Source organism: Dechloromonas sp. ZY10, assembly GCF_041378895.1.
Lineage (GTDB): Bacteria > Pseudomonadota > Gammaproteobacteria > Burkholderiales > Rhodocyclaceae > Azonexus > Azonexus aquae.
Genome location: NZ_CP144212.1, coordinates 1,905,387 through 1,917,918, shown reverse-complemented (window position 1 = coordinate 1,917,918; position 12,532 = coordinate 1,905,387). Strand labels below are relative to the sequence as shown.

Genomic DNA, 12,532 nt, shown 5'->3' with positions numbered 1-12,532 from the left:
TGAGGCCAAGGGCAGGGCAGCCTGCCGCTGCGCCTCCTTCTGACGACTGAATCATGGAATTTCTCGATCTCCCCCAATTGGCCTCGGCCGCCGGCAATGTGCGTCTGCCCGGCTCGAAGAGCATTTCCAACCGAGTGTTGCTGCTGGCCGCGCTGGCCGACGGCGAAACCGAGGTGCGCGATCTGCTCGCTTCGGACGATACTGAGCGCATGCTCGAAGCGCTGCAGGCGCTGGGCGTCGGCGTCACCGCGCTGGGCGGCGAAAACTGGCGGATCAAGGGTTGCGGCGGTCGTTTCCCGGTCAAACAGGCTGAACTGTTCCTCGGCAACGCCGGCACTGCCTTCCGGCCATTGACTGCAGCGCTGGCGCTGGCCGGCGGCGATTACGTGCTGAAGGGCGTGGCGCGGATGCACGAGCGGCCGATCGGCGACCTGATCGACGGCCTGCGCCAACTCGGCGCCGATGTCACCTATCTTGGCAACGACGGTTATCCGCCGCTGCACCTCAAGCCGGCGACGATCCGCCCAGGCGGCACGGTCAGCGTTCGTGGCGACGTCTCCAGCCAGTTCCTGACCGGCCTGCTGATGGCCTTGCCGCTGACCGGCGTCGAAACCACGGTCGACGTCGTCGGCGAGCTGATTTCCAAACCCTACATCGAGATCACGCTGGCGATCATGGCCCGCTTCGGCGTCGAGGTGAAGCGCGAGGGCTGGCAGCGCTTCGTGGTCCCGGCTGGCAGCGTCTATCGTTCGCCGGGCACGATCTATGTCGAAGGCGATGCTTCGTCGGCTTCCTACTTCCTGGCGCTCGGCGCCATCGGCGGCGGTCCGCTGCGGGTCGAGGGCGTTGGCCGCGATTCGATCCAGGGCGACGTCAGGTTTGCCGAGGCGCTGGCGCAGATGGGCGCACAGATCGAAATGGGACCGAACTGGATGGAAGCGCGGGCGCCGGAAGGCGGATTGGTTGCGGTCGACCTCGATTGCAACCACATTCCCGATGCGGCGATGACGCTGGCCACTGCCGCACTCTTCGCCAAAGGCACGACCACGCTGCGCAACATCGCCAGCTGGCGGGTCAAGGAAACCGACCGCATCGCGGCGATGGCGACCGAGTTGAAGAAGCTTGGCGCTGAAGTGGAAGAGGGCGAGGATTTTATCCGGGTCACGCCGTCGGCCGTGAAACCGGCGGCCATTGACACTTACGACGATCACCGGATGGCAATGTGCTTTTCGCTGGCCGCCTTCGCGACACCGCTGCGGATCAACGACCCGAAGTGTGTCGGCAAGACCTTCCCGGAATACTTCCAGCGTTTCGCCGAAGTGACTCGCGCGGCGCCGGTGATTGCCATCGACGGCCCCTCGGCCTCCGGCAAGGGCACGGTGGCGGCTCGGGTGGCAGCGGCGCTGGGTTTTGCCTATCTCGATTCCGGCGCACTCTACCGCTTGACCGCGCTGGCAGCGCAGCGTGCCGGGGTTGCCTGGGACAATGAAGCCGCAGTTGCTGCCCTGGCGGCGCAACTGGATGTTGAATTCAATGGTGAGGAAATTCTGCTCGGCGGCGTCGTGGTCGGCGATGCAATCCGCAGCGAAGATATTTCTGCCGGCGCGTCGCGCGTCGCGGCCTTGGGGGCAGTGCGCGAGGCCTTGCTCTTCCGCCAGCGGGCATTCAACCGCTTGCCCGGGCTGGTTGGCGATGGGCGCGACATGGGCTCGGTGATCTTTCCGCAGGCGCAATTGAAGGTGTTTCTCACCGCCAGTGCCGAGGAACGCGCCAGCCGGCGCTATAAACAGTTGATCGGCAAGGGCTTCTCTGCTAATCTCCCGGACCTTCTGGCCGACCTCCGGCAACGGGACGAACGCGATGCGCAACGCAGCGTCGCTCCGCTGCGGCAGGAAGCCGATGCGCAATTGCTCGATACGACGACGTTGACCATTGACGAAGCCGTGAATCAGGTCCTGACCTGGTTTTCTGCGGTAGCGCAGTAGTTTTGTAGTGCCCTTTGGGCAGCCGGCTGCAACGGCCGGTTGCCTGTTGTTTAACCTTAACCCGCTGCGGACGTCCGTTCGTGGCAAGAAAGTCACTCCGTAATGGAATCTTTTGCTCAGCTTTTTGAAGAGTCCCTGGCCCGCCAGGAAATGCGTCAAGGTGAAGTCATTACCGCCGAAGTCGTCGCTATCGACCACAACTTCGTCGTCGTCAATGCCGGCCTGAAATCCGAGTCCTACGTTCCTGTTGAAGAATTCCTGAACGATCAGGGCGAAGTTGAAGTCAAGGAAGGCGATTTCGTGCAAGTCGCCATCGAGATGCTGGAAGATGGCTACGGTGCCACCCGCCTCTCCCGCGACCGCGCCAAGCGCATCGCCGCCTGGAACTTCCTGGAAGTCGCCCTGAACGAGAATACCCTGGTTACCGGAACCATCACCGGTAAGGTCAAGGGCGGTCTGACCGTCATGTCCAACGGCGTCCGTGCGTTCCTGCCGGGTTCCCTGGTCGACATGCGTCCGGTCAAGGACACCACCCCGTACGAAGGCAAGACCCTCGAATTCAAGGTTATCAAGCTGGATCGCAAGCGCAACAACGTCGTGTTGTCCCGCCGCGCCGTGCTCGAAGCCACCGCTGACGCCGACCGCGAAAAGCTGATGGAAAACCTCAAGGAAGGTGCCATCGTCAAGGGTATCGTCAAGAACATCACCGACTACGGCGCGTTTGTCGACCTCGGCGGTATCGACGGCCTGCTGCACATCACCGACCTGGCCTGGCGCCGTGTCCGTCACCCGTCCGAAGTCCTGGCCGTGGGCGACGAAGTCACCGCCAAGATCCTCAAGTTCGACGCCGAGAAGAACCGCGTCTCCCTGGGCATGAAGCAGCTGGGCGACGATCCGTGGGTTGGTATCGCCCGCCGCTACCCGGCCGGCACCCGCCTGTTCGGCAAGGTCACCAACCTGACCGATTACGGCGGCTTCGTCGAAATCGAACAGGGCATCGAAGGCCTGGTGCACGTCTCCGAAATGGACTGGACCAACAAGAACGTTCATCCGTCCAAGGTCGTTCAGCTGGGTGACGAAGTCGAAGTCATGATCCTCGAGATCGACGAAGAGCGTCGCCGTATCTCCCTGGGTATGAAGCAGTGCATGCCGAACCCGTGGGATGATTTCGCGATGAACCACAAGAAGGGCGACAAGGTCCGCGGCGCGATCAAGTCGATCACCGACTTCGGTATCTTCATCGGCCTGCCTGGCGGCATCGACGGTCTGGTGCACCTGTCCGACCTGTCCTGGTCCACCTCTGGCGAAGAAGCGATCCGCAACTTCAAGAAGGGTGACGAAGTCGAAGCCGTCGTGCTCGGCATCGACGTCGAGAAGGAGCGTATCTCCCTGGGGATCAAGCAGCTCGAAGGTGATCCGTACACCAACTTCATCGCTACCCACGAGAAGAACAGCATTGTTCGCGCTACCGTCAAGTCGGTGGATGCCCGTGGTGCCGTGATGACCCTGGACGGTGACAACGAAGGCTACCTGCGTGCTTCCGAGTTCTCCCGTGAGCGCATCGACGACCTGTCGCAGCACCTCAAGGTTGGTGACGAAGTCGAGGCGATGATCGTTAACGTGGATCGCAAGTCCCGCACGATCAACCTGTCGATCAAGGCCAAGGATCAAGCCGAACAGCACGAAGCGATGCAGAAGTTCTCTGCCGAGTCTTCCGCTTCTGCCGGTACGACCAACCTGGGCGCGCTGCTGAAGGCCAAGCTGAACCAGCAGGGCTGATAAGGCGCAAGCATGACCAAGTCCGAGCTCATCGCCCGGCTGGCGGAACGCTTTCCGCAGTTGGTGGCGAAGGATGCCGATTTTGCGGTCAAGATGATTCTCGATGCGATGTCCGAAGCGCTGGTGCGCGGGGATCGCATCGAGATCCGCGGGTTCGGCAGCTTTGCGCTCAACTACCGGCCGCCGCGAGTCGGTCGTAACCCCAAATCCGGGGAGAAGGTCAGTGTTCCCGCCAAGTGGGTTCCCCACTTCAAGGCGGGCAAGGAATTGCGCGAACGGGTCGATCAGTCGATCTGACAACGCTCAGTCATGTGGTAGATTCAGGGGCAGTGAAGCGATTCACTGCCCCTATTTATTTCTGGAAGCCGTTCGGCTTTTTTTATGAACGATCTTTTCGAGTATTGGCAGCTGTTGTTGCTGCCGCTCTTTTTCGGCCTCGGCTGGATTGCAGCCCGGGTCGATATCCGGCAGGTGGTGCAAGAGTCCAGTGCCTTGCCGCGTTCCTATTTTCAGGGACTGAATTTCCTGCTCAACGAGCAGCCGGACAAGGCCATCGATTCCTTTCTAGAGGTTGCCAAGGTTGATTCGCAAACTGTGGAGTTGCATTTTGCGCTGGGCAACCTGTTTCGCCGGCGCGGTGAAACTGAGCGAGCGATCCGTATGCACCAGAGCCTGATCGAGCGCGATGATCTGGACGAGCACGTGCGCCTGCATGCGCTGCTCGAACTGGGGCAGGATTATCTCAAGGCCGGTCTGCTCGACCGGGCCGAGGAGATGTTCAACAAGCTGGTGGCCAGCAGTCATGCCGAGGAGGCCAAGCGCAACCTGCTGGAAATCTACCAGGTCGAGAAGGAGTGGTTGAAGGCCATCGAAATTGCCCGCGAACTCCCGGATGTTGCCTCACATCGCGAAATCGCCGAGTACTACTGCGAATTGGCGGCAGCTGAAATCATGCGGTCGCGCAGCGAAGAGGCGCAGGCCTATCTTGAACAGGCGATGCAGCACAACCGCAAGTGCGTTCGTGCCAGCCTGCTGCAGGGCGATCTGCTCCTGCAGGCTGGGCAGGCGGAAGAGGCGATCGAGGCCTGGCAACGGATCGAGCAGCAGGATCCGGCCTACCTGGCGCTGGTGGCACAACGCCTGCTTGAGGCCTATCGCCGACTGGAGCGGCGCGACGAGGGGATGGCCCTGTTGCGCGGCTATTTGGAGCGCTACGCCTCGCTCGACCTGCTCGATGTGGTCTATCAGTTGGTGCTCGAAAGCGAAGGCAACGAAGCGGCATATCGCATGGTGCGCGACGAATTGCAGCGGAATCCGACCCTGTTGGGTCTGGAAAAGCTGATGAGTGCCCGCCTGCCACTGGCTGCCCCTGAAATCCAGCCCGACGTCGAGCTTGCCAAGAGCATCGTCGCCGGTTACACCCGTCGCTTGTCGCGTTATCGGTGCGATAATTGCGGGTTCAAGGCCCGCCAGTTCTACTGGCGCTGCCCGGCTTGCGGCGGTTGGGAAACCTACCCGCCGCGCCGCAGTGAAGAATTCGATCAATCCCTGTAGGAAGCATTCATGAAGATTACCGTGGTCGGGACCGGCTATGTCGGTCTGGTCAGTGGCACTTGTCTGGCAGAAGTCGGCAACGATGTCCTGTGTCTGGATGTCGATCCGGAAAAAATCCGCATTCTCGAAGAGGGCGGCATTCCCATCTACGAGCCGGGCCTGCAGGATATGGTGCGGCGCAATGTGGCTGCCGGTCGTCTACGGTTTACCACCGACATTGAAAAAGCCGTGCAGCACGGCACCATCCAGTTCATCGCCGTCGGCACGCCGCCGGACGAGGATGGCTCCGCCGATCTGCAGTACGTGCTGGCTGCCGCCCGCAACATCGGTCGGTTGATGACCGATTACAAGGTGGTGATCGACAAGAGTACGGTGCCGGTGGGTACCGGGGCCAAGGTCAAGGCCGCGCTGGTCGATGAGTTGCAGAAGCGTGGTGTCGAGATTCCCTTCAGCGTCGTTTCCAATCCCGAATTTCTCAAGGAAGGCGCGGCGGTCGAGGACTTCATGCGCCCCGACCGGATTGTCGTCGGTGCCGAGGACGAGCAGGCGATTCACCTGATGCGAGCCCTCTATGCGCCGTTCCAGCGCAATCACGAGCGTCTGATCGTGACCGACGTGAAGAGCGCCGAACTGATCAAGTATGCCGCCAACGCGATGCTGGCGACCCGGATCAGCTTCATGAACGAACTCGCCAACCTGGCCGAAGTGCTTGGCGCCGACATCGAGATGGTGCGCCAGGGAATCGGCTCCGATCCGCGCATTGGCTATCACTTCCTCTACCCCGGTTGCGGTTACGGCGGCTCCTGCTTCCCCAAGGACGTCAAGGCGCTGGTCAAGACCGCGCAGGACGATGCCGGGATCACGCTCAAGGTATTGACCGCCGTCGAAGAAGCCAACGACGCGCAGAAGCATGTGCTCAGCAGCAAGATCAGCAAACGTTTCGGCGACCTCAAGGGCCGGCATTTCGCGGTCTGGGGCCTGGCCTTCAAGCCCAATACCGACGACATGCGCGAAGCACCGAGCCGCGAGCTGATCGCCGATCTGTTCGCCGCTGGTGCCACCGTCACCGCCTACGACCCGGTGGCGATGCACGAAACGCAGCGGATTTTCGGGGATGAACCACGTTTGGCCTATGCCGAGAACCCGATGGCCGCGCTCGACGGTGCCGATGCACTGGTCATCGTGACCGAGTGGAAGGAATTCCGCAGCCCGGACTTTGAGGCAATCAAGAAGAAGCTCAAGGCGCCGGTGATTTTCGACGGCCGCAACATCTACGATCCGAAGCTGGTGCGCAGCCTCGGCATCGAGTATTTCGCCATCGGCCGCTGAGAGGGCGTGATGCTGGACAAACTCTCGCAGGTGCGCCTGCTGGTGGTGGGCGACGTAATGCTGGACCGCTACTGGTTTGGCGATGTCAGCCGCATCTCGCCGGAAGCGCCGGTGCCGGTGGTCAAGGTCGAGCGCGAGGAAAACCGCCTTGGCGGCGCAGCCAACGTCGCCCGCAACGCGGCGGCGCTTGGTGCGCGTACCGCCTTGCTCTCGGTGGTTGGCGACGACGATGCCGGGCGCACCTTGCAACGCCTGCTCGATGAAGGTCAGATTTCGGCCGGTTTGCACGTCGACCGTGACATCGACACCATCGTCAAGCTGCGGGTGATCGGACGTCAGCAGCAATTACTGCGCATCGACTTCGAAACACCGCCTTCGCACGAAATCCTGCAGGCCAAGCTGGCCGAGTACGAGCGCCGGGTGGCCGATGCTGACGTGGTGCTGCTCTCGGACTACGGCAAGGGTGGCCTGACCCATATTTCGGAAATGATCCGCATCGCCCGAGCCGCCGGCAAGCCGGTGCTGGTCGACCCCAAGGGCGACGATTGGGCCAAGTATGCCGGTGCCACGGTGATTACCCCGAACCGTTCGGAGTTGAAGCAGGTGGTCGGTAGCTGGCACAGCGACGAAGAACTGGCGAGCAAGGCCCGCGCCCTGCGCGAGCAGCTTGGCCTGGAAGCCTTGCTGGTGACGCGCAGCGAGGAGGGGATGACCCTGTTCGCAGCTGCTGAAACCCACCATCAGCCGACTGTGGCCCGCGAAGTTTATGACGTGTCGGGGGCAGGCGATACCGTCATCGCCACCTTGGCGGTGATGCACGGCGCCGGTGCCGACTGGGCCGAGGCGGTACGGATGGCGACCCTGGCCGCCGGCATCGTTGTCGGCAAACTCGGCACCGCCGTGGTCAGCCGCGAAGAATTGGCCGCTGCGCTTTAAGGAGAAAGCATGTACACCATCGTTACCGGCGCCGCCGGATTCATCGGGTCGAACATCGTCAAGGCGCTCAACCAGCGCGGCGTGACCAACATCATTGCCGTCGATAATTTGACCAAGGCCGACAAGTTCAAGAACCTGATCGACTGCGAAATCGCCGATTACCTCGACAAGAACGATTTCATCGCCCGCATCCAGGCCGGGCACTTCGACGGCGAGGTCGATGCCATCCTGCACGAAGGCGCCTGCTCCGACACCATGGAAACCGACGGTCGCTACATGATGGAAAACAATTTCCGTTATTCGACCATCCTGCTCGACTGGTGTCAGGATCAGGACGTTCAGTTCCTCTACGCTTCCAGCGCCGCCACTTACGGCGGCAGCAACGTGTTCAAGGAAGAGCGCCAGTACGAAGGCCCGCTCAACGTCTACGGCTACTCGAAGTTCCTCTTCGACCAGATCGTCCGCCAGCGGCTGGCCAAGGACCCGTCGTCGCAGATCGTCGGTTTCCGTTATTTCAACGTCTATGGCCCGCGCGAGTACCACAAGGGGCGGATGGCCTCGGTCGCCTTCCACAACTTCAACCAGTTTCGCGCCGAAGGCAAGGTCAAGCTGTTCGAGGGCTCGCACGGTTACGAGAACGGTGGCCAGATGCGCGACTTCGTGTTCGTTGGCGACGTGGCCAAGGTCAACCTGTTCTTCCTTGATCATCCGGAAAAGTCCGGTATCTTCAATCTCGGTTCCGGCCGGGCGCAGAGCTTCAACGATGTTGCCGTTGCTGCGGTCAACGGTTGTCGCAAGGCAAAAGGCGAGGCGCCGCTGACTCTGGCCGAGCTGCGCAGCCAGGGCCTGCTCGAATACACCGCCTTCCCCGAGGCGCTCAAAGGTAAGTACCAGGCCTTCACCCAGGCCGATCTGACTCGCCTGCGTGCTGCCGGCTACGAAGCGCCGATGGCCAGCGTCGAAGAAGGCGTCGCCGAATACATGGAGTGGCTGCATGCCCGCGTATAAAACGCTTGCCGATTTCGTCGGCAACACGCCGCTGGTCCGCCTGGTGCGGATTCCCGGTGCCGCCAACGATCGCCGGGGCAATACCATTCTGGTCAAGCTCGAAGGCAACAACCCGGCCGGTTCGGTCAAGGATCGCCCGGCGCTGTCGATGATCGTCCGCGCCGAGGCGCGCGGCGAGATCAAGCCGGGCGATACGCTGATCGAGGCGACTTCCGGCAATACCGGCATTGCCTTGGCGATGGCCGCCGCGATCAAGGGTTACAAAATGATCCTGGTGATGCCCGAGAACCAGAGCGTCGAACGCCGCCAGAGCATGCGCGCCTACGGTGCCGAACTGGTGCTGACGCCCAAGGATGGCGGCATGGAATTGGCGCGCGATGTCGCCGAAAAAATGCGCAACGAAGGCAAGGGCAGCATCCTCGACCAGTTCGCCAATCCGGACAATCCGCTGGCCCATATCGAGGGCACCGGGCCGGAAATCTGGCGCGACACCGCCGGCACGATCACCCATTTCGTCTCCAGCATGGGCACCACCGGCACGATCATGGGGACTTCCGCCTATCTCAAGGCGCAGAACCCGGCGATCGAGATCGTCGGTTGCCAGCCTGACGACGGCAGCCAGATTCCCGGCATCCGCAAATGGCCGGAAGCCTATCTGCCCAGGATTTACGATAAAGCGCGGGTCGACCGTATCGAATATGTGTCGCAGGCTGATGCCGAAGCGATGACGCGGCGGCTGGCAGTGGAGGAGGGTATCTTCGCCGGGATTTCGTCCGGCGGTGCCCTTGCCGTGGCCTTGCGGCTTGCCGAACAGGTCGAGAACGCGACCATCGTCAGCATCGTCTGCGACCGTGGCGATCGCTACCTGTCGACCGGAGTCTTCCCGGCATGAAGCCCGTCCTCGTCTTCGACATCGAGACCATTCCCGATGTTGCCGGCTTCCGGCGGATCAACGATCTGCCGGGCGAGTTGTCGGATGCTGAAGTCGCCGAACTGGCCTTCCAGCAAAAGCGGGCGCGGACTGGCAACGATTTCCTGTCGCTGCACCTGCAGCGGGTGGTCAGCATTTCGTGCGTTTTGCGTGCCGGTGACAGCTTTAAAGTCTGGTCGCTGTCCGAGCCGGAACTGGGCGAGGGCGAGATCATCCAGCGCTTCTTCGACGGCATCGAGAAATTCACGCCGCAGCTGGTGTCGTGGAACGGCGGCGGTTTCGACCTGCCGGTCCTGCATTACCGCGCCATGCTGCACGGCGTTACCGCACCGCGCTATTGGGATCTCGGCGATGGCGACTATGCCGACTCGCGCGATTTCAAGTGGAACAACTACATCAGCCGTTACCACACCCGCCACCTTGACCTAATGGACCTGCTGGCGCTCTACAACGGCCGCGCCAACGCGCCGCTCGACGAACTGGCCAAGCTGCTCGGCTTTCCCGGCAAGCTCGGGATGGACGGGAGCAAGGTCTGGGAGGCCTGGCAAGCCGGGCAGATCGCCGAGATCCGCGATTATTGCGAGACCGACGTGGTCAATACCTACCTGGTCTTCAACCGCTTCCGCCGTTTGCGCGGCGAGTTGTCGGCGGCCGAGGAAAGCGCCGAGATCGACTTCGTCAAAGCCCAGCTGACCCGCATCGAAGCGCCGCACTGGCAGGAGTTTCTTGCCGCCTGGGGCTGAAGCTGCGGCCGCACGACGCTATAATTACGGTTTATCGAACCCTTTTCCAAACCGCTACGCAGAGAGAGAAAAAAGATGGCTCTGAACAACGTTCCGTCCGGCAAGTCCCTTCCCGATGACTTCAACGTCATCATCGAAATCTCCGCTCATTCCGACCCGGTGAAGTACGAAGTGGACAAAGAGTCCGGCGCGATCTTCGTCGACCGTTTCATGGGCACCGCGATGCACTATCCGTGCAACTACGGCTACATCAACAACACCATCGCCGGCGACGGCGACCCGGTCGACGTGCTGGTCGTCACCCCGTTCGCGCTGCCGCCGGGCGTGGTCGTCCGTTGCCGCCCGCTGGGCATGCTGGCGATGGAAGACGAAGGCGGTCAGGATGCCAAGCTGCTGGCCGTGCCGGTCGACAAGCTGACCCCGCTGTACAAGGATGCCAAGACCTTCGAAGACGTACCGGAAATCCTGCGTAACCAGATTTCCCACTTCTTCGAGCACTACAAGGACCTGGAAAAGGGCAAGTGGGTCAAGGTGCTCGGCTGGGAAGGCGTTGATTCCGCCAAGAAGGAAATCATGGACGGCGTTGCCCGTTATCAGGCTGAAGCCAAGTAATTTCCAGGGTTGAGCTGTATGCTGCGTATCGCCGTTGCCCAGTTCAACGCCACCGTCGGTGATCTGACGGGCAACGTCGAACGCATCCTGGTTCGCGCCATCGAGGCGAAAGCCCGTGGCGCCCATCTGCTGCTGACGCCAGAACTGGCGCTCTGCGGTTATCCCCCGGAAGACCTGCTGCTGCGCCCCGATTTCTACCGGGCCAGTCGTCACGCCCTGGAGGCCCTTGCCGTGCGTGCCGCCGAGCAGGCGCCCGGCCTGACGCTGGTGGTCGGCCATCCGGAAGAACATGAAGGTTGCTGCTACAACGCCGCGACCGTGATCGAAAACGGCAGCCTACGCGCCACTTACCGCAAGAACCGGCTGCCGAACTACGACGTTTTCGACGAAAAACGCTACTTCACCGCCGGTGAGCAGCCATTGGTACTCGATGTCGGCGGCGTCCGCTGCGGCATCAACATCTGCGCCGACATCTGGGAGCCCGGTGCCGCCGAACGCGCAGCTGCTGCCGGTGCCGAACTGCTGCTGGTCCTTAACGCTTCGCCGCTGCACCTGGAGAAGCATCGCCAGCGCGTGCATGTGCTGCGCGAGCGGGTGGCCGCCACCGGCATGGCGGCAGTGTATTGCAATCTGGTCGGCGGTCAGGACGAACTGGTCTTTGACGGTGCTTCTTTCGCGCTCGATGCCCGGGGCGAGTGCCGGATGCGTCTGGCGCAATTCGATGAAACGCTGGGAATCGTCGATTATCTCGATGGCCTGATGACTTCGCACGACTACGCCGCCGAATTGTCGGCCGAGGCCGAAGCCTACCGCGCGCTGGTGGTCGGGGTGCGCGACTACATCGGCAAGAGCGGCTTCAAGGGCGCGCTGATCGGCCTCTCCGGCGGCATCGACTCGGCGCTGACCCTGTGTGTCGCGGTCGACGCGCTGGGGGCCGAAAAAGTCCATGCGGTGATGATGCCTTCGCCCTACACCGCGCAGATGAGTCTCGACGACTCGCGCGAAATGATCCGCCAGCTCGGTTGTACCTACAACGAAATCGCCATCGAACCGGCGATGCGCGTCTATGGCGAAATGCTCGACCCGTTGTTTGCTGGCATGGCTGCTGACACCACCGAAGAGAACATCCAGGCGCGGATTCGCGGCAACCTGCTGATGGCCCTCTCGAACAAGACCGGCAAGCTGGTGCTGACCACCGGCAACAAGTCGGAAATGGCGGTTGGCTACTGTACGCTGTACGGCGACATGGCCGGCGGCTTTGCGGTGATCAAGGATGTGTACAAGACTCTGGTCTACCGCCTTTCGCGCTACCGCAACACCCTGTGCAGCGGCGCCCCGGTGATCCCGGAAAACATCATCGTCCGTCCGCCGTCCGCCGAGCTCAAGCCGGACCAGAAGGATCAGGATTCGCTGCCCGATTACGAAATCCTCGATGCCATCGTCCGGGCCTACATGGAAGAAGACCGCAGCCCGCGCGAAATCATCGCTGCCGGCCTGCCTGAGGCCGACGTACGCAAGGTCGTGCGTCTGCTGCGCATCGCCGAATACAAGCGCCGCCAGGCGCCGGTCGGAATCCGCATTACCCCGCGTGGTTTCGGCAAGGACTGGCGTTACCCCATCACCAACCGTTATGCTGACGAATATTGATTGCAGCA

At 61.9% G+C, this 12,532-nt stretch carries 10 protein-coding genes and 1 pseudogene; all 11 read left to right on the top strand.

Annotated features, from left to right (window positions below):
* The first annotated feature begins 53 nt into the window (after positions 1-53).
* The 11 genes and pseudogenes from VX159_RS08720 (at position 54) to VX159_RS08670 (ending at position 12,524) form a co-directional block, all read left to right on the top strand.
* Positions 54-1,985, top strand: a complete 1,932-nt coding sequence (locus VX159_RS08720; RefSeq protein WP_371322501.1) for a bifunctional 3-phosphoshikimate 1-carboxyvinyltransferase/cytidylate kinase — start codon at positions 54-56, stop codon at positions 1,983-1,985.
* Between the two features lie 96 nt (positions 1,986-2,081).
* Positions 2,082-3,764: pseudogene (rpsA, locus tag VX159_RS08715) on the top strand (30S ribosomal protein S1); the annotation flags it as partial.
* A 12-nt stretch (positions 3,765-3,776) separates the two neighbouring features.
* Positions 3,777-4,061 carry an integration host factor subunit beta gene (locus tag VX159_RS08710; protein ID WP_028995306.1) on the top strand — a complete coding sequence of 95 codons (285 nt, stop codon included), beginning with the start codon at positions 3,777-3,779 and terminating at the stop codon, positions 4,059-4,061.
* A gap of 84 nt (positions 4,062-4,145) precedes the next feature.
* Positions 4,146-5,318 (top strand): lipopolysaccharide assembly protein LapB, encoded by a 1,173-nt coding sequence (lapB, locus tag VX159_RS08705; protein ID WP_371322500.1) that lies wholly within the window; start codon positions 4,146-4,148, stop codon positions 5,316-5,318.
* A 9-nt stretch (positions 5,319-5,327) separates the two neighbouring features.
* Positions 5,328-6,647, top strand: a complete 1,320-nt coding sequence (locus tag VX159_RS08700) for a UDP-glucose/GDP-mannose dehydrogenase family protein (RefSeq protein ID WP_371322499.1) — start codon at positions 5,328-5,330, stop codon at positions 6,645-6,647.
* Between the two features lie 9 nt (positions 6,648-6,656).
* Entirely contained in the window at positions 6,657-7,583 is a 927-nt protein-coding gene (gene rfaE1, locus VX159_RS08695) for a D-glycero-beta-D-manno-heptose-7-phosphate kinase (RefSeq protein WP_371322498.1), read from the top strand.
* 9 nt (positions 7,584-7,592) lie between these two features.
* Positions 7,593-8,591 carry an ADP-glyceromanno-heptose 6-epimerase gene (gene rfaD, locus VX159_RS08690; protein WP_371322497.1) on the top strand — a complete coding sequence of 333 codons (999 nt, stop codon included), beginning with the start codon at positions 7,593-7,595 and terminating at the stop codon, positions 8,589-8,591.
* Positions 8,578-9,483, top strand: a complete 906-nt coding sequence (gene cysM / locus VX159_RS08685; protein WP_371322496.1) for a cysteine synthase CysM — start codon at positions 8,578-8,580, stop codon at positions 9,481-9,483. The genes rfaD and cysM overlap by 14 nt, the downstream gene beginning before the upstream one ends.
* The gene (locus VX159_RS08680) at positions 9,480-10,265 is read left to right on the top strand and encodes a 3'-5' exonuclease (protein WP_371322495.1); all 786 of its coding nucleotides are present in this window, start codon (positions 9,480-9,482) and stop codon (positions 10,263-10,265) included. The genes cysM and VX159_RS08680 overlap by 4 nt, the downstream gene beginning before the upstream one ends.
* A gap of 75 nt (positions 10,266-10,340) precedes the next feature.
* Complete coding sequence (gene ppa, locus VX159_RS08675; RefSeq protein ID WP_371322494.1) at positions 10,341-10,877, top strand: inorganic diphosphatase; 537 nt, start codon at positions 10,341-10,343, stop codon at positions 10,875-10,877.
* Between the two features lie 18 nt (positions 10,878-10,895).
* Positions 10,896-12,524 (top strand): NAD+ synthase, encoded by a 1,629-nt coding sequence (locus tag VX159_RS08670; RefSeq protein WP_371322493.1) that lies wholly within the window; start codon positions 10,896-10,898, stop codon positions 12,522-12,524.
* Positions 12,525-12,532 lie beyond the last annotated feature (8 nt).

Bases quoted from the DNA above. Each gene is read 5' to 3' on its own strand.
- ppa (WP_371322494.1), top strand. From the start codon at position 10,341: ATGGCTCTGAACAACGTTCCGTCCGGCAAGTCCCTTCCCGATGACTTC.
- VX159_RS08710 (WP_028995306.1), top strand. From the start codon at position 3,777: ATGACCAAGTCCGAGCTCATCGCCCGGCTGGCGGAACGCTTTCCGCAG.
- lapB (WP_371322500.1), top strand. From the start codon at position 4,146: ATGAACGATCTTTTCGAGTATTGGCAGCTGTTGTTGCTGCCGCTCTTT.
- VX159_RS08670 (WP_371322493.1), top strand. From the start codon at position 10,896: ATGCTGCGTATCGCCGTTGCCCAGTTCAACGCCACCGTCGGTGATCTG.
- rfaD (WP_371322497.1), top strand. From the start codon at position 7,593: ATGTACACCATCGTTACCGGCGCCGCCGGATTCATCGGGTCGAACATC.
- VX159_RS08680 (WP_371322495.1), top strand. From the start codon at position 9,480: ATGAAGCCCGTCCTCGTCTTCGACATCGAGACCATTCCCGATGTTGCC.
- VX159_RS08720 (WP_371322501.1), top strand. From the start codon at position 54: ATGGAATTTCTCGATCTCCCCCAATTGGCCTCGGCCGCCGGCAATGTG.
- VX159_RS08700 (WP_371322499.1), top strand. From the start codon at position 5,328: ATGAAGATTACCGTGGTCGGGACCGGCTATGTCGGTCTGGTCAGTGGC.
- rfaE1 (WP_371322498.1), top strand. From the start codon at position 6,657: ATGCTGGACAAACTCTCGCAGGTGCGCCTGCTGGTGGTGGGCGACGTA.
- cysM (WP_371322496.1), top strand. From the start codon at position 8,578: ATGCCCGCGTATAAAACGCTTGCCGATTTCGTCGGCAACACGCCGCTG.